Annotated in this window: 18 protein-coding genes; 4 read left to right on the forward strand and 14 right to left on the reverse strand. The window is 63.1% G+C overall.

Annotated features, from left to right (window positions below):
- Window positions 1-98 precede the first annotated feature (98 nt).
- The 5 genes from EB235_RS12635 to EB235_RS12655 all read right to left on the reverse strand — a co-directional run bounded on the left by EB235_RS12635 (window position 99) and on the right by EB235_RS12655 (window position 4,512).
- Complete coding sequence (locus EB235_RS12635; protein WP_027030648.1) at window positions 99-887, reverse strand: APH(3')-II family aminoglycoside O-phosphotransferase; 789 nt, start codon at window positions 885-887, stop codon at window positions 99-101.
- 15 nt (window positions 888-902) lie between these two features.
- Entirely contained in the window at window positions 903-2,006 is a 1,104-nt protein-coding gene (gene ychF, locus EB235_RS12640; protein WP_027030647.1) for a redox-regulated ATPase YchF, read from the reverse strand.
- A 512-nt stretch (window positions 2,007-2,518) separates the two neighbouring features.
- A complete protein-coding gene (gene pth, locus EB235_RS12645) occupies window positions 2,519-3,238 on the reverse strand; it encodes an aminoacyl-tRNA hydrolase (RefSeq protein ID WP_027030645.1) in 720 nt (239 codons plus the stop codon).
- A 23-nt stretch (window positions 3,239-3,261) separates the two neighbouring features.
- The gene (locus EB235_RS12650) at window positions 3,262-3,903 is read right to left on the reverse strand and encodes a 50S ribosomal protein L25/general stress protein Ctc (RefSeq protein WP_027030644.1); all 642 of its coding nucleotides are present in this window, start codon (window positions 3,901-3,903) and stop codon (window positions 3,262-3,264) included.
- 180 nt (window positions 3,904-4,083) lie between these two features.
- Entirely contained in the window at window positions 4,084-4,512 is a 429-nt protein-coding gene (locus tag EB235_RS12655; RefSeq protein ID WP_027030643.1) for a MarR family winged helix-turn-helix transcriptional regulator, read from the reverse strand.
- Window positions 4,513-4,660: 148 nt separating this feature from the next.
- Here EB235_RS12655 and EB235_RS12660 point away from each other — a divergent pair, with 148 nt between their 5' ends.
- Window positions 4,661-5,503, forward strand: coding sequence for an alpha/beta fold hydrolase (locus EB235_RS12660; RefSeq protein WP_027030642.1), 843 nt, complete (start codon window positions 4,661-4,663; stop codon window positions 5,501-5,503).
- 59 nt (window positions 5,504-5,562) lie between these two features.
- On the opposite strand, the gene EB235_RS12665 is transcribed toward EB235_RS12660, so the two are convergent.
- Both EB235_RS12665 and EB235_RS12670 read right to left on the reverse strand, forming a co-directional pair.
- Window positions 5,563-6,312 carry an SDR family oxidoreductase gene (locus tag EB235_RS12665; protein ID WP_027030641.1) on the reverse strand — a complete coding sequence of 250 codons (750 nt, stop codon included), beginning with the start codon at window positions 6,310-6,312 and terminating at the stop codon, window positions 5,563-5,565.
- 149 nt (window positions 6,313-6,461) lie between these two features.
- The gene (locus tag EB235_RS12670) at window positions 6,462-7,706 is read right to left on the reverse strand and encodes an MFS transporter (protein ID WP_032925519.1); all 1,245 of its coding nucleotides are present in this window, start codon (window positions 7,704-7,706) and stop codon (window positions 6,462-6,464) included.
- A gap of 177 nt (window positions 7,707-7,883) precedes the next feature.
- Between EB235_RS12670 and EB235_RS12675 the strand changes: the two genes are divergently transcribed.
- Complete coding sequence (locus EB235_RS12675; RefSeq protein WP_027030639.1) at window positions 7,884-8,774, forward strand: AraC family transcriptional regulator; 891 nt, start codon at window positions 7,884-7,886, stop codon at window positions 8,772-8,774.
- On the opposite strand, the gene EB235_RS12680 is transcribed toward EB235_RS12675, so the two are convergent.
- From EB235_RS12680 to EB235_RS12710, 7 genes are all read right to left on the reverse strand, one after another.
- The gene (locus tag EB235_RS12680) at window positions 8,771-9,706 is read right to left on the reverse strand and encodes a ribose-phosphate pyrophosphokinase (protein ID WP_015316090.1); all 936 of its coding nucleotides are present in this window, start codon (window positions 9,704-9,706) and stop codon (window positions 8,771-8,773) included. The two genes, EB235_RS12675 and EB235_RS12680, sit on opposite strands and share 4 nt — an antisense overlap.
- A 158-nt stretch (window positions 9,707-9,864) precedes the next feature.
- Entirely contained in the window at window positions 9,865-10,491 is a 627-nt protein-coding gene (locus EB235_RS12685) for a hypothetical protein (protein ID WP_027030638.1), read from the reverse strand.
- A gap of 43 nt (window positions 10,492-10,534) precedes the next feature.
- Window positions 10,535-11,686, reverse strand: coding sequence for a M24 family metallopeptidase (locus EB235_RS12690; RefSeq protein ID WP_027030637.1), 1,152 nt, complete (start codon window positions 11,684-11,686; stop codon window positions 10,535-10,537).
- Window positions 11,686-12,480: a peptidoglycan editing factor PgeF gene (gene pgeF, locus EB235_RS12695; RefSeq protein ID WP_027030636.1), complete on the reverse strand. Its 795-nt coding sequence runs from the start codon at window positions 12,478-12,480 to the stop codon at window positions 11,686-11,688. The genes EB235_RS12690 and pgeF overlap by 1 nt, the downstream gene beginning before the upstream one ends.
- Window positions 12,481-12,583: 103 nt before the next feature.
- Window positions 12,584-13,672 (reverse strand): class I SAM-dependent methyltransferase, encoded by a 1,089-nt coding sequence (locus tag EB235_RS12700; protein WP_027030635.1) that lies wholly within the window; start codon window positions 13,670-13,672, stop codon window positions 12,584-12,586.
- Complete coding sequence (gene lgt, locus EB235_RS12705) at window positions 13,669-14,529, reverse strand: prolipoprotein diacylglyceryl transferase (protein ID WP_027030634.1); 861 nt, start codon at window positions 14,527-14,529, stop codon at window positions 13,669-13,671. The genes EB235_RS12700 and lgt overlap by 4 nt, the downstream gene beginning before the upstream one ends.
- Before the next feature lie 135 nt (window positions 14,530-14,664).
- A complete protein-coding gene (locus EB235_RS12710; protein WP_027030633.1) occupies window positions 14,665-14,898 on the reverse strand; it encodes a BrnA antitoxin family protein in 234 nt (77 codons plus the stop codon).
- A 221-nt stretch (window positions 14,899-15,119) separates the two neighbouring features.
- On the opposite strand from EB235_RS12710, the gene EB235_RS12715 reads away from it, so the two are divergent.
- Window positions 15,120-15,422: an accessory factor UbiK family protein gene (locus EB235_RS12715; protein WP_027030632.1), complete on the forward strand. Its 303-nt coding sequence runs from the start codon at window positions 15,120-15,122 to the stop codon at window positions 15,420-15,422.
- Window positions 15,423-15,760: 338 nt separating this feature from the next.
- A complete protein-coding gene (locus tag EB235_RS12720; RefSeq protein ID WP_027030631.1) occupies window positions 15,761-16,261 on the forward strand; it encodes a YbjN domain-containing protein in 501 nt (166 codons plus the stop codon).
- Window positions 16,262-16,265: the final 4 nt, after the last annotated feature.

Raw genomic sequence — 16,265 nt, forward strand, 5'->3', positions numbered from 1 at the left:
CTCCTCGTCGTATGCGCCGAGCGTGTGGCTGCCGCTTAGACCCGTGGCATGACAAAATCAAGACAGGCCCCGGCTGCTGTCAGTCTGGCCCCGGCCGCTCAGAAAAACTCGTCGAGCAGTCGATAATAGGACAGCCGGGAGGGATCGACCCCGATGAAGCCGTACCGGTCCAGGAAGGGTTGCACCCATCGCTCGCCGATGTTGTGCCGAATGCTCCAGCAGGCGAGTGCCAGGTCTTGATGGCGATCCGCCAAACCCAGCCGTCCGCAGTCGACAAAGCCGCTGAAGCGCTTACTGGCCGCGACAAAGTCCGGCATGCAGGCATCGCCATGCGTGACGACGATATCCTGGCTTGCGGGCTTCAACGCGGCCAGTTGTGCAAAGGCTTCCGCCGCGGTCATTCCCTGCCGCTCGTCGTCGAAGTCGCTTTCATCGACCGTGCCAGCCTCGAGGCGAGCCCGCGCCTCGGCGATCCGGTGCTGCAAGCGGTGATCAAACGGACACGATCCGGCATCGATTGCGTGAAGCTCACGCAGCGCGTCGGCCATGATTGCGACCGACGAAGCGGCATCGGTGGCGCCGGCTGAGGCCAGATCTTGACCAGGAAGCGCGGTCATCAGCAACCAGTGGCGACCGGCATGGTGCTCGAACGCAATAATCGCGGGGCAAGCAATGCCTTGCCCGGCAAGCCAACGCAGCCGGGCTTCCTCGGCGGCGACTTCGGCAAATAGCCCAGCTTCTTCGATCTTCAGGAACAGGCTGGGCTTGTTATCGCCCGTGAGCCGAAACACCCCGGCGTTCGACCGGCCGATGGTCTGCCGGCTCCAGTGATAGCCACCGATGCGCAAACCTTCCGGCAGGTCGGATTCGAACAGGCTGCCGGGCATGCCTGGATCGCTGCGTCAGGTGTTGAATTTGAACAGCAGGACGTCGCCGTCCTGGACGACATATTCCTTGCCTTCGTCGCGTGCCTTGCCGGCTTCCTTGGCCGCCACTTCGCCACCCAGCGTGATGTAGTCGATGTAGGCGATCGTCTGGGCGCGGATGAAGCCACGTTCGAAGTCGGTGTGGATGACGCCGGCCGCCTGCGGGGCCTTGTCGCCCTTGTGGATGGTCCAGGCGCGCGTCTCCTTCGGCCCGGCGGTGAAATAGGTGATGAGATGCAACAGGTCGTAGCCGGCGCGGATGACCTTGTTGAGGCCAGGCTCGTCGAGCCCGAGCGAGGACAGGAACTCCATCTCTTCCTCGTCCGAGAGCTGGGCGACTTCGGCCTCGATTGCGGCCGAGATCACCACGGTGCCGGCACCTTGGGCGGTCGCCATCTTCTCCACGGCCCTGGTGTGCTCATTGCCTGTGGCAGCGTCGGCCTCGGCGACGTTGCAGACATAGAGCACGGGGTGCGAGGTCAAGAGGTTCAGCCCCTGCAGGATGCGCAGATCCTCCGCCGAGATGCCCTTGAGCAGGATGCGGGTCGGTTTGCCCGCCTGGAGAAGCTCGAGTGCGGCCTCCATCATTGGCAGCACTGATGTCGCTTCCTTGTCCTTGCTGCCGGCGCGCTTGCGGATCTGGACGATGCGGCGCTCGATGCTGTCGAGGTCGGCGAGCATCAGCTCGGTCTCGACTGTATCGGCGTCGGCGACAGGGTCGATCTTGCCCTCGACATGGGTGATGTCGTCATCCTCGAAGCAGCGCAGCACATGCACGATGGCGTCGACCTCGCGGATGTTGGCGAGGAACTGGTTGCCCAGGCCTTCGCCCTTGGAGGCGCCGCGCACCAGGCCGGCAATGTCGACGAAGGAGATGCGGGTCGGGATGATCTCCTTCGACTTGGCGATCGAAGCGATCTTCTGCAGGCGCGGATCCGGCACCGCGACCTCGCCGGTGTTCGGTTCGATGGTGCAGAACGGATAGTTGGCGGCCTGCGCCGCCGCCGTCCTGGTCAACGCGTTGAAGAGCGTCGACTTGCCGACGTTGGGCAAGCCAACGATGCCGCATTTGAAACCCATTGTGTCGGTCCTATCGGGAAAAGCGAAATTTGATGAGGCTATGGGCGTAAGCAGTGAGGAACGTCAAGCCCTAGCTGCGTTGGCACCAGATCATTGAAACCGATCGGTGACATCACGCCACCAAAACCGACTGGGGCGTTCGTCCCCATCGCAGAATGTACACAGGATTGACTTGGCCTCTGCGGATGTCAGCTTCTCGTTGGCGTTCACGGTTACCTTAAAGCCGTTTGTCGCTATCGCGACTTGGCCGCTCGACCTATCGGCGGCTCGTCCCGCTACCCAATGTTTGAACGCACCATTCGCGTATTCTCGCCATTCTACGGTGAAAGCACCGTTGCCGCCTGCAGTTTGGGCATAGTTGCCATTGGTGGCCGTCAGGATGAGGAACCCAGGTCCGCCATCTGGAGTCATGCGGTCAACGGCTGCCGCGACGACATCCCTGGATGGATTGATAGCGGGCTTCTCGCCCTCAACGTCTAATTTGCATCCCATGAGAATGCTCCAATCAAGGCCTAGTCCTTGCCGAATAGCTTCTTCAGCATCGCCGCCATCGGGCCGGTCTCGGGCAGCTTGGCGGGTGCTTGCTGCGACCGCGCCTGGCGGATGTGGCTCTGCTGTTTGGGGGCCTGCATCTGCGCCGGCTTTTCCAGCTCGGCTATCGCCTTGCCCTGGAGGGCAAGCGCTGCCTTGTTCATGAAGCCGGATTCATCGCCCTTGACGATCATGGCGGCGTTGTCGGCGACCGCATCGAGCAAAGGATCGAGCCATTCGCGGTCGGCCTTGTCGAAATCGCCGAGCACATGATGCTGGACCATCTCCTTGACGCCGGGATGGCCGACGCCGATGCGCACGCGGCGATAGGCGTTGCCGACATGGCCGTCGATCGAGCGGATGCCGTTATGGCCGCCGGCGCCGCCGCCGGTCTTGATGCGCAATTTGCCTTCGGCGAGATCGATCTCGTCATAGAAGACGGTGAGCGCGGACAGCTCAAGCTTGTAAAAACGCAGTGCTTCGCCGACCGACTGGCCGGACAGGTTCATGAAGGTCTGCGGCTTGATCAGGATGATCTTTTCGCCGCCGAGCGTGCCCTCGGCGATCAGGCCCTGGAATTTCTTCGACCAGGGCGAAAAGGAATGGCGGCGGGCGATAGCGTCCGCCGCCATGAAGCCGACATTGTGCCGGTTGTTGGCGTATTTCGCGCCCGGATTGCCGAGGCCTGCAAATACAAGCATCGTCTGCTCCGGGCGTGAAATAGTTACTTCTCTTCGGCGGCAGGAGCCGCTTCAGGTGCAGCCACTTCAACCGTCTCTTCCGTCTCCGGCTTCATCGCCGACGAGCCGGCAATGGTCGCGATGGTGAAGTCGCGATCGGAGATGACCGGCTTGACGCCGGCCGGCAGCTTGACCGCCGAGATGTGGATCGAATCGCCAATGTTGGCGCCGGTGAGATCGACGGTGATGAATTCCGGGATCGCATTGGCCGGGCAGTGGAACTCGACTTCGTGACGCACGATGTTGAGCACGCCGCCGCGCTTGATGCCGGGCGACTTGTCCTCATTGATGAAGTGGACAGGCACGTCGACATTGACTTCGGTGTCCTTGCCGATGCGCAGGAAGTCGACATGGACAGGGAAATCCTTGACCGGGTCGAGCTGGAAATCCTTCGGCAGGACCTGGATCTTCTTGCCGTCGACATCGATCGTGGCGATCGTGGTCAGAAACCCGCCGCCATGGATCTTGTAGAAAATGTCCTTGTAGGTGAGCGAGATAGCCAGGGGAGGCTGCTTGTCACCATAGATTACTGCAGGCACTTTACCGTTGCGGCGAACTGCACGGGCGGACCCCTTACCGACCTGTTCGCGCGCTTCGGCCTTGAGCTCGTAAGTATCGTGGCTCATGGCTTTTCCTTTCGCGTGTTATGGAGCGTTTGCGGAGGGCAGATTGCCTGGACCGTAAACGTCGAAAGCCGCCGGGTGAGGCGGCTTTCCGCCGCGTTGCCTCCAAGGGTGTCTACGCGGGTGGCGGCTCTATAGCGGAAGGCAGCCGAAGGTGCAAGCCATGGCGGGCAAGGGCCGTGGCTACCGGTCGCCGCTCAGCGCATAGCGCAACGTCTGGATCTGCCGGTTCAGGGCGTCGAGCGCAGCCAGCGTCATGCCGGAGCGCTCGATCAGGGTTTCGTTCAGGCAATTGCACTGGACCAGCAGCGCGCGCCCTGAGGCGGTCAGGTCGACCTGCACCTGGCGCTCGTCGGTCTGGCTACGCTGGCGGGTGACCAGGCCAGCCTGTTCCATGCGCTTGACCAGTGGCGTGATGGTGCTCGATTCCAGGGCAAGCCGGTGCGCGATGCTGCCGACCGACATGCCGTCGGCCTCAGCAAGCGCGTTCAGCACGAGATATTGCGGATAGGTGATGCCCATCTCGTCCAGCATCGGCTTGTAGGTGCGGTTGATCGCCATTGAGGTGGCATAGAGCGTGAAACAGAGCTGGTTGTCCAACGGGAGAGGCACGACGCATTCCTTTGCCGACTGAGCGTTTTGGATATGTACCACGAAAAATGATATCGCGATATATATTCTTGTAGACAAGGGTTTCGATCTGCGTTAGCCATATTGTTGTCGCGATATTGATTATCGCGAAATCAATATGGAGATTGAGATGACCAAGCCTGGCAGCAGCACGATCACCACCAAGGACGGAACCGAGATCTTCTACAAGGATTGGGGAACCGGTCAGCCCATTGTCTTCCATCATGGCTGGCCATTGAGCAGCGACGACTGGGACGCCCAGATGCTGTTCTTCCTGGCGCAAGGCTACCGCGTCATTGCCCATGACCGGCGTGGCCATGGCCGTTCGACGCAGACGGATGTCGGCAACGAGATGGACACCTACGCCGCCGATGTCGCGGAACTTGCCGCACATCTCGACCTCAAGAACGCCATCCATGTCGGCCATTCGACCGGTGGTGGCGAGGTGGCGCGCTACGTCGCGAAATACGGTTCAGGCGGCCGTGTCGCCAAGGCGGTGCTGATCGGCGCGGTGCCACCAATCATGCTCAAGACGGCTGCCAATCCCGGTGGCCTGCCGATCGAAGTCTTTGACGGCTTTCGTTCAGCCCAGGCGGCCAACCGCGCCCAGTTCTTCCACGATGTTGCAGCCGGTCCGTTCTACGGCTTCAACCGTCCTGGTGCCGAAGTCTCGCAGGCTGTCGTCGAGAATTGGTGGCGCCAGGGCATGATGGGCGGCACCAAGGCGCACTATGATTGCATCAAGGCCTTCTCGGAAACCGACTTCACCGAAGATTTGAAGGCAATCGACGTGCCGGTGCTGGTCCTGCATGGCGACGACGACCAGATCGTGCCCATCGCCGACTCGGCGCTGCTGTCGGTCAAGCTGCTCAAGAAGGGCGAGCTCAAGGTCTACAAGGGTTTTCCGCACGGTATGGCGACAACCCATGCCGATGTCATCAACGACGACCTGCTGGCCTTCTTCAAGGCATAAGGCCTTTCCGTTGGGATAGACAAACACCCGCCATCCGGCGGGTGTTTTCGTATCCGGGTTCAGGCGATGCTCAGGCCGCCGTCGATCAGCATTTCCGCACCAACCATGAACTGGCATTCGTCCGAGGCCAGAAACACCACCGCGTTGGCGATTTCCTCGGCGGTTCCGAAACGGCCGGCGGGCACCAGGCCGACCACCGCTTTCGCGCGCGCTTTAGCCGCTTCCGGGTCCAGCCCAAGTTTGTCATTGAGCGGCGTGTCGATCGGGCCGGGGCTGATCACGTTGGCGCGGATGCCGCGCCCTATCAGCTCGCCGGAGAGCGTCCGGGCGAGTGAAATCATGCCGGCCTTGGCCAGTGCATAGACGTGTGTTCCGGCCATTCCCATATGCGCGTTGACCGAGCCGCTGAGGATGATCGACGACGGGTTCGAAAACAGCGGAACGAGCGCCTTGACCAGGAAGTACGGCCCCTTGAGGTCGATATCGATGCTCCTGTCGAACGCCGCTTCCGTCCAGTCGCCAAGCGGGCGCAGATCGGCGATCCCGGCGTTGAGGAAGAGGGCGTCGAGCCTGCCGAAGGTCTCCCCGATCTGCCGTGCGATGTCGGCTTGGGCCGCGGCATCTCCAGCGTCGGCGGCGATGACGAGCACATCGCCGCCCAAGACGTTGCGCGCCTCCTCGAGGCGGCCCGCATTGGTGCCGGTGATGGCGACGCGCGCGCCTTCTTCGATAAAACGTCGCGCCGTCACCAGGCCAATGCCGCTGGTGCCGCCGGTGATCAACGCGGCCTTGCCTTTCAGTCTGGACATAGTGATTGCCTTCTCCCCGTCCTGCGCATGGGTCAGTGCTGGAATCCCACGATTTTCTAACAGGCTTTTCACCCGGCGTAAGGTGAAACAATCGCGGGGGGCGTGGCAGTTGCCACGCCCTCCGCGTCAAATCGCAAGATCAGCTGATTTTAGCTGATCGCTGCCTGCGCCTTGCGGGCTTCCTTCATGTTGGGCAGGAACACCGTCAGCAGGCCCAGGAACGGCAGATACGAGCAGATCTGGAAGACGAAATCGATGCCCTTCATGTCAGCGACGACGCCGAGCACGGCGGCGGCGATGCCGCCCATGCCGAAGGCGAAGCCGAAGAAGATGCCGGCGATCATGCCGACGCGGCCCGGCACCAGTTCCTGCGCGAAGACGACGATGTTGGAGAAGGCCGATGACAGGATCAGCCCGATCAGCACCGTCAGCACCATCGTCCATTCCAGATTGGCGTAGGGCAGCGCCAGCGTGAAGGGCAGCACGCCGACGATCGAGAACCAGATCATCGCCTTCTGTCCGTAACGGTCGCCGAACGGGCCGCCGAGCAGGATGCCGAGCGCCGAGGCACCGAGGAACAGGAACAGCATGACCTGCGACATCTGCACCGAAACGCCGAACTTATGGATGGAATAGAAGGTGTAGTAGCTGGCGAGGCTGGCGATATAGGCGTTCTTGCTCAGCACCAGCAGGGTCAGCACGATCAATGCGTTCATCACCTTGCGGCGCGGGAACGGCGAGACGAAGCTTGCCGCCTTGCGATTGCCTTGCGCGGCGCGCAGCCGGCTGTACCAGCCGCCGACCTGCCAGAGCACAATGATGCCGATCAGCGAGCCGACGGCAAACCAGGCGATGCTGGTCTGGCCGAAGGGCACGACGATGAAGGCAGCCAGAAGCGGCCCCATCGACTGGCCGAAATTGCCGCCGACCTGGAACAGCGATTGCGCCAGGCCGAACCGGCCGCCCGACGCGAAGCGGGCGATGCGCGAGGATTCCGGATGGAAGATCGCCGAGCCGATGCCGATCAGAGAGGCGCCGATCAGCAGCAAATAGTAGTGTCCCGCATAAGCCAGCACGACCAGCCCGATCAAGGACGACGCCATGCCGTAGGGCAGGGAATAAGGCATCGGCCGCTTGTCGGTGACCATGCCGATGATCGGCTGCAGCAGCGATGCCGTGACCTGGAAGGTGAAGGTCAACAGGCCGATCTGCCAGAAGTCGAGGCCGTAATTCTCTTTCAGGAGCGGGTAAATGGCCGATAGCAGCGACTGCATGATGTCGTTGATGGAATGGCAGAAGCTCACCGCCAGGATGACGGTGAAGGCCGTCGCCTGGGCTGAAGCCTGACTGGTGGTCGCGGAGGGCGCGACGCCGGTTGCTGTCGTATCGGTCAAGGGTGGCTCCGTGGTCTTTTTGGCGGACAATGCCGCAGGGTGGCGCAGCGGGGCGTTCAGCCCCGCAGGGTAATTGGCGGGACGCTCTCCCGCCGGCAGCCTTATAAGCTGCTTGCGGGACGACTTCTTTCGTGGTTTGGTCCAATAGTTTCGCAAGTGGGCCAGCTGAGCACGATGATGCCGCAGGACAGGGAGATTTTTGGCGCCGGCCACACCGATCTCGAACGGTTGCACGGGCTGCGTTGGCAGTGGCTCGAGCAGGCCGTTGGACCGGCGGTGGTGTTGCCGACCGAATATCCGGACGGCTACCACGTGCCGCACCACCACCACAGCCGCAGCCAGCTGCTGCATGCGCTGGTCGGCGTCGTGCTGGTGACGACGCGGCATGGACGCTGGATGGTGCCGCCCGACCATGCGATGTGGATTCCGGCCGGCATCGAACACTCCGTCGAGATGCTGGGCGATGTCTCGATGCGCTCGGTCTATGTCATGCCGCAGGCGATCCCTGGTCTGCCGGAGGGCATGCGCGTCGTCGGTGTCACCGACCTGATGCACAGCCTGATCGTGGAATCCGAGAAGCTGCCGCAGGGCGGCGAACTGGAGGGGCGCGGGGGCCTGATCATGAACCTTCTCCTGCATGAGATCCCGCAATTGCCCGAACGGCCGCTTGGCCTGCCGTTCCCGTCCGATCCCAAACTGGCGGCGCTCTGTCGGCGCTTCGTCGCGGCACCTTCGCCACACGCAACCATCGACGAATGGGCCGATGCCGTCGGCATGAGCCGGCGCTCCTTCACGCGCGCTTTCCAGCGCCAGACCGGCCTGTCGCTGTCGACATGGCGCCAGCAGGCCTGCCTGTTTGCAGCACTGCCAAGGCTCGCCGATGGCGAGCCGATCACCCGGGTTGCGCTCGATCTCGGCTATGACAGCGTGCCGGCCTTCATCACCATGTTCAAGCGCATGCTGGGCGCGTCGCCGCGTGGCTATATGCGCGGCGCACGCGAAAACGGTGAAGGCTCGCGGCGGGCGGTGCCCGGTGCGGCAACCAGATTGCTGTCGTCAGGGGTTTAGTCGAAGAGGCTCGACACCGATTCCTCGGTCGCGGTGCGCGAGATGGCTTCGCCCATCAGGTCGGCGATCGAGATGACGCGGATGTTGGGCGCGTCGAGCACGCCTTGGGTCGGCTGGATGGAATCGGTGATCACCAGTTCCTGCAGTTTCGAGCCGCTGATGCGGGCGACCGCGCCGCCCGAAAGCACGCCGTGGGTGATGTAGGCGGTGACGCTGGTGGCGCCATTGGCCAGCAGCGCATCGGCGGCGTTGCACAGCGTGCCGCCGGAATCGACGATGTCGTCGATCAGCAGGCAGTCCTTGCCGGCGACCGCGCCGATGATGTTCATGACTTCCGATTCGCCGGGCCGCTCACGGCGCTTGTCGACGATGGCGAGCTGTGCGTCGAAGCGCTTGGCCAGCGCCCGGGCACGGACCACGCCGCCGATGTCGGGTGATACGACAACCACGTTGCCGAGCTGCTTGTATTTCGCCTTCACGTCGCGCGCCATGACCGGCACCGAAAACAGATTGTCGGTCGGGATATCGAAGAAGCCCTGGATCTGGCCGGCATGGAGGTCGAGCGTCAGAACGCGGTCGACGCCGGCGCGGGTGATCATGTTGGCGACCAGCTTGGCCGAGATCGGCGTGCGGCCGGAGGCGCGGCGATCCTGCCTCGCATAGCCGAAATAGGGGATGACCGCCGTGATGCGCTTGGCCGAGGAGCGCATGAAGGCGTCGATCATGATGAGCAGTTCCATCAGGTGATCGTTGGTCGGGAACGAGGTCGATTGCAGGATGAAGACATCCTCGCCGCGCACGTTCTCCTGGATTTCGACGAAGATTTCCTGGTCGGCGAAGCGCCTGACACTGGCCTTTCCCAAGGGGACATTGAGATAACGGGCGACCGCTTCGGCCAGCACTCTGTTGGAATTGCCCGCGAAGAGTTTCATGCACCGTTCCTGGTGGAGGATAGCGAGACCTGGCGGACTCGCCTGCGCCCTTTAACCGGGCTTTTAGCGGCCCGCGCCGGTATTGCAAGTGCTCAGATGGGGAATCCGCCGGCTAACACAGGGAAAGCCCAGGTACCATCACCGGCTTGCAACACTTGCTAGCTGGCCTTGCCGCTGAGAAATGCCGCGAACTGGTCGATGGTCTGGTCGGCGATGGCCTGCATGGTGGCTGGCGAGACACCCTTCCAACTGTCGGCGCTCCCGCCGGCGGAATTGACCGAAGGCGCCTTCAGCTGGCCGTTGATGCGGTGGAGGCGATTGCCCGAGGGATCGTAGACGTCCCAGACATAGATGACGGTGGTGTCCTTGCCTTCCGTGAGCGCCGAGAAATAGCCCTTAAGCACATGGGTCGCGGTCTGGTCCTGGCTGCCGGCCAGCGTGATGCCGCGCTGCTTGGCGCGCGTCTGCAGTTCCGCTGTCAGCGGCGTGGCAGCTTCCACCGAAGCGCCGACGATCGGTGCGATCTGCAGCCGGGTCTTGGCGAGGATAGCGGCGGTCTGGGCCGGCGTGGCCGGTGCGGTGGTGGTTGCGCCGGCCGTGGTGGTGGCGGCCGGGGCGGCGGGCGACGTGACCGTGGCCGCGCTGCCCTGAGCGGTCGGCGTCGCCGGCCCCGAAGTCGCCGGCGGGGTGATGGCGGAAGGTTCCAGAACGTCCTTTGTGTTGGTGCAGGCGGCAAGAGCCAATGCCACAAGCAATGACACGGTCGTCACATGCGATCGTCTCATTTGCCTTCTAACTCCTTGGCGAAGAACGCCTCCCATTATGGATTCACTGTACGATCAAGTCGAGATCATGGCGGGACAGCGGCTTCGGCTGGGATTCAGTGGTCAGGTAGGTGCGGCCGAGCGTCATTGCCGTCTCGGTCTCGGAGTCCATGATGATCATATGGGCAAACAGCGTCATGTTCGGCGCGATCGGTTCCGGGTTGCCCTGGTAGAACATCGGCATGTCCATCCAGGACGGCGTGAAGCGGGCGCCGACCGAGTAGCCGCAGGCGTTCAGCCGGTGCTTGGTCAGGCCGTGCGCCTCCATGGTGCGGGCGTGGGCGTCGAAGACATCGCCGAATGTATTGCCCGGCATCATCGCCTTTTCGACGGCGAGAAGGGCGGCGCGGGCGGCGTCGAACAGTTCCTGATGGCGCTTAGACACCTTGCCGGTCAGCACGGTGCGCATCATCGGCGCGTGGTAATGATGGAAGACGCCGGCCCATTCGAGTGTCAACTGGTCGTTCTTGGTGAGCTTGCGGCGGCCGGCCTTGTAGCGGCAGAGCAGCGCATCGACACCGGAGCCGATGATGAACTCGTTGGCCGGATAATCGCCGCCGCCGGCGAAGACCGCGCCCTGCATGGCGGCCAGGATGAGGGCTTCGTCGCCGCCCTGCTTGATCAGCGGCAGCGCCGCATCCAATGCCTCGTCGGAGAGGTTGGCGGCCTTTTCGGCCTTGGTGATCTCGGCCGGGCTCTTGAACAGGCGGAGCCGGCCGACAATGCCGGACGCATCGGCGATCTGGCCGAAAGTCTGCAACTGCTCGTCCAGTCGCCGGCCATTGAAGGCGGTCAGCCCGTGCGTGTCGTATTCGACGCCGATGCGGGCGCCGAGCAAATTGAGATCGTTGAGCAGATTGCGCAGGTCGACCGCCGGGTTGGCGCCATTACGGTCGGTCCACAAGACGATGTTGTCGATGATCGAGGTGTGACGGGCCTGGCGCAGGTCGGCCGAGCGGGTGAGCAGGACCATCGAACCGTCGGCCTTCACCACCAGGCACTGGAAGAAACAGAAGCCGAACGTGTCATAGCCGGTCAGCCAGTACATGCTTTCTTGCGCGAACAGCAGGATGGCGTCGAGCTTCTTCTCGGCCATCTCGATCATCAGCCGGTCGCGCCGCGCGTCAAATTCCGATCGTTCAAAATGCAGCGCCATTATTCACTCTCCAAAACGATGGCCGAAACCTGCCGGCCGTAATCGGGCTCCTTGCGGTGCGTGGTGCGCCGGTAGGAGTAAAACAGCTCTTCCTCGGCATAGGTGCAGCGGCCAAGGCCCTCAGCCGTCACGCCAGCCCTGGCCAGCCGGTCGACCGTGTAACTGACAAGGTCGAACATGGCATGGCCGGCTTTGGCCGAGGGTGCGAAGTATCGGATATTTTCAGCGTCGGCCTCGACGAAACGAGCGACGAATTCCGGCCCGACCTCGTAATTGTCCGGGCCGATCGAGGGGCCGAGCACGGCGACGATGTTTTCGCGGCGGGCGCCCAGGCTTTCCATGGCGGCGATGGTGTTTTCCAGCACGCCGGTAAAGGCGCCTTTCCAGCCGGCGTGCGCTGCCCCGATGATGCGCGCCCCGGCATCGGCGAACAGCACCGGGCCGCAATCGGCGGTCGAGGCGCCGATGGCTATGCCTGGCCGGTCGGTGACGACGGCGTCGGCCTTGGGGCGTTCGCCGGCGAAGGGTTCCCGGGCGATGATGACGTCAGGCGAATGGATCTGCCAGGCGGTCAACAGATGGCTCGCCGGCACGCCCATCCAGGCGGCGACGCGGGCGCGGTTCTCGGCGACCAGCGTCTGGTCGTCATCCGATCCGGTGCCGATGTTGAGGCCCTGGTAGATTCCGGTCGAGACGCCGCCGGTGCGGGTGAAATAGCCGTGGCGGATGCCTTGTGCCTGCGCCTTGTCCAGCAGCGGCGACCGAACGGGATCCGGTTTGGTCTGATTAAGCATGCGGGCGTTGTTGTCCGTGTGGGCGGTTTCGTCAAGAAAAAGCGGCCGGCGGTCGGGCCGCTCTTTTATCGGACGGGAGATTGGGAGGGGCAGCGGTGAAAAGTCAATCCGCCGTGGTAAAAGGACGGATGGTCACACCGCGCGGCACGACGGCAAGCACCTTGAACAGTTCGCCCATCGCTTGGGGGCCGGCGAGGCGCTCGACGGCATCGGCGATCGTGTCGCGGGCCGCCTGGCCGGCATCGGCGCCAAGCCGGCCGGCGCGCTCGAGAATGCCCATGCCGAGCAGGAAATTACCCTGCGTCGACAGATGGGCGTCGAGGCCCTGCGCGCGCACGATCGCGGCAAGGGAAGCGAAATCGACATGCGAGGTGAGGTCGGCTTCGCCGGGATTGGCCAGGACATCTTCGTGATTGTGCCGGCGCAAGGCCTGCAGCGTGTCGCCGACACCCGGTTGCAGATGGCCATAGTCGAGGAATAGCCCGGCGCCGCTGTTTCGGGCTATGCGCTCGGCGATAGCCGCAATCAGCGCGGTGCGGGCGGGCGCGACCTCGACGATCGCGCCTTGCGGCGCTTCAGCCGCGTCGACAGGCAGCAGCGTCGGGTCGACCGAGCCGGCGCCGGCGAAGAAGCGCAGGGCGTCCTCGTCGTCCAGCCCGACCATGCGCTCGCGCCAGCCGGCGCCGGCGCGGACGTACTGGCGGATCGGGACTGCGTCGAACAGTTCGTTGCCGACGATCAAGAGTGGTTGTTGCGGCAAGGTCTCGATGGTCTGGTGCCAGCCAATCGCCAGGGGTGTCGCGCCAAGCGTCTGTTTCTGGATTTCGGTCAGGCGCGGGCTGGTCTCGATCAGGGCGAAGGTCGCACCATTCGTCAGCGTGGGATCAAGCCGCGACAGGGTGCGCAGCATATCCTTCATCAGCGTGCCGCGGCCGGGGCCGATCTCGGCGATGGTGACCGGCATCGGCCGGCCGATCGCTGCCCAGGCCTCGTAAAGCCAGACGGCGACGAGTTCGCCAAACATCTGGCTGATCTCCGGCGCGGTGATGAAGTCGCCGGCAGCGCCGAACGGCTCGCGCGTCGTGTAGTAGCCGTCCGCTGGGTCGAACAGGCAGAGCGCCATGTATTCGTTGACGGGAAGGGGACCCAGCGCCTCGATCAGGTCGACGATGCGGGTCTTCAGCCGCGTCATGTCGCCTGTGGTTGGGGTTGCGGCACCGGCTTGGCTGTCGCCATCGCCCAGATGCCGGCCAGCACCATCGGCGTCGACAGGATCATGCCCATGGTCAGCCAGTTGGTACCGAGGAGGTAGCCGAGCTGCTGGTCGGGTTCGCGGAAGAACTCGACGAAGATGCGCGACAGGCCGTAGCCGCAGATGAAGGCGCCGCCGACGAAACGCGGCGTCTTCAGCTTGAGGCGCGAATGGGTGAGGATGCGCAGCACGAGGAACAGCACGATGCCTTCGAGGAACGCTTCGTAGAGCTGGCTGGGATGGCGGGTGAACGGTCCGCCATTGGGGAACTCAATTCCCCAGGGCATATCGGTCGGCCGGCCCCAGAGTTCGGAATTGATGAAGTTGGCGACCCGCACGAGGCCGAGCCCGACCGGCACCCCGGCGGCCACGACATCGAACAGCGACCAGGTGCGGATGCCGCGCTTGATGGAAAACAGCGTCATGGCCAGGATGACGCCGAGCAGGCCGCCATGGAACGACATGCCGCCTTGCCAGACGGCGAAGATGTCGAGCGGGTGGGCGATGTAACGCGCCAGGTCGTAGAACAGGATGTAGCCGGTGCGGCCGCCCAGCACGACGCCGATGGCCGCCCAGACGATGAAATCGTCGAGGTCCTCAGGCTTCATCGGCAGGATGCCGCCGGGCCATAGTTTCGGATTGGCGGCAAGCCGCTTGGCGTACCACCAGGCAAACAGGATGCCGACGATGTAGCCGATGCCGTACCAGTGCACCGCCAGCGGCCCTATCTGGATCAGGATCGGGTTGATCTGGGGAAAGGGCAGCGAGGCCAGCGGCAGCAGGAAATATTCGTTCAACGGGGAGCTCTCGGTTGCGGTGGCGTTCGGGCGCGGACCATGCGGCAGGGTTTTGGCAGGGTCAAGGCAAGGTGGTGGCCGTCAAGCGTCGCGACGGATCACCTTTTGCAAGCCATCGCGCTGTGGGTGGTGAGCTTAACCCTTGGCGGTCACCAACTGCCGTAATGCGTCGTTGATCCTGTCCTGCCAGCCGGGACCGTCTTCCTGGAAATGATCGAGCACGGCCCGGTCGATCCGGATCGAGACAAGCTCGCGGACATTCGGCGCGGTCGACGGTTCGCGAGCCGGAGCTGCCGGTTTCTTGACCGGCTTGAAGGCCGCTTCGGCGGCTTCGAATGGGTTTGTCGGTCGGCGCGGAGGCGTTGCCATTGGTTGACCTTGGATTGGAGACGAGCGGTGCTGGACGCGAGATGCGATGAAACACAATAGGCGATTTGGCGTTCTCAAGTACAGCTTAGGACTGTTTGAGAGCTTCCTATAGGCTTGCCGGTGCCATGCGCCATAGCAACGCAGAGGCCGCACCAGCCCTCAACGTTCTTGCATTCGGCGCCCAGCGCCATTACGTGAATTCGAGCAAGCGAGGATTTGCCATGTCGACCGGACCGAACCGCATTCTCGATGAATTCGCCAAGCTCTTGACCGATGCCGCGGGTGCCGCGCAAGGCGTGCGCCGTGAGGTCGAGACCGCCGTGAAGGGGCAGGCGGAGCGCATCCTCAATTCGATGGACGTGGTGCAGCGCGAAGAATTCGAGGCCGCGCGTGAGATGGCCGCCAAGGCCCGCGACGAGAACACCAGGCTTGCCGCCCGCATCGAGGCGCTTGAAGCCAAGCTCGCCGAACTGGCTGGGGATGCCGCACCAGCGGCGGCGGCAAAGCCCCGCGCAAAAAAATAATCGTTAAACTTTTCCACATAGTGCGAGCCTGAAAATCGCTTTGCCGTGAATCGCTTAACGGCATTGCATGAATCTTTGTGACAGCGCCTTTCCACATGCGAATGCCGCAGTGCGAAAAATTGGGCTGTTCACGCGACTCCCGATCAATAGACTGAATTTGTTGCATGATTCGGAGCAGGGTCATGCGGCCGGGCGGTGGGGTCCGGTCTGGGGTCTTTGCGTCGAGAAGTAGTCTTTAGCGCGAAGAAAGTCCTGGCCGTCCGAGTTCTAGATCAGATTGTTCGTCGTGTGTGCCCCGCGGAGCGTGAGGCGCTCCCCCTGAACACAGGAAGCATTCCATGGAACTTCTCGAACTCGAATACTCCCGCGAAATCCATCCGGTGGATGTTATCGAGCAGGTGGCCCACAACAATGACTGGTCCTTCGAACGGGCAGGTGACGACGAGATCTCGATCTCGGTTGCCGGCAGCTGGACCGATTATCACGTCTCCTTCTCCTGGATGGAGGATTTCGAGGCGCTGCACCTCGCCTGCGCCTTCGACATCAAGGTGCCGGAGACCCGCGCGCTGGAAGTGATGCGGCTGTTGTCGCTGATCAACGAACAGATGCTGTTTGGGCATTTCGACCTCTGGGAGCAGGAAGGCGCGATCATGTTCCGCCAGTCGCTGCTGCTCGCCGGCGGGGTCGAACCGTCGAGCCAGCAGGTCGAGGTGCTGTTGTCCTCGGCGCTGGAAGCCTGCGAATGCTATTTCCAGGCGTTCCAGTTCGTCGTCTGGTCGGGAACCTCGGCCAAGGACGCATTGGCCGGCGTGCTGTTCGAGACATACGGCAACGCCTGAGCCA

The sequence above is a fragment of the Mesorhizobium loti R88b genome, from assembly GCF_013170845.1.
In the GTDB taxonomy this organism is placed as follows: Bacteria; Pseudomonadota; Alphaproteobacteria; order Rhizobiales; family Rhizobiaceae; genus Mesorhizobium; species Mesorhizobium loti_B.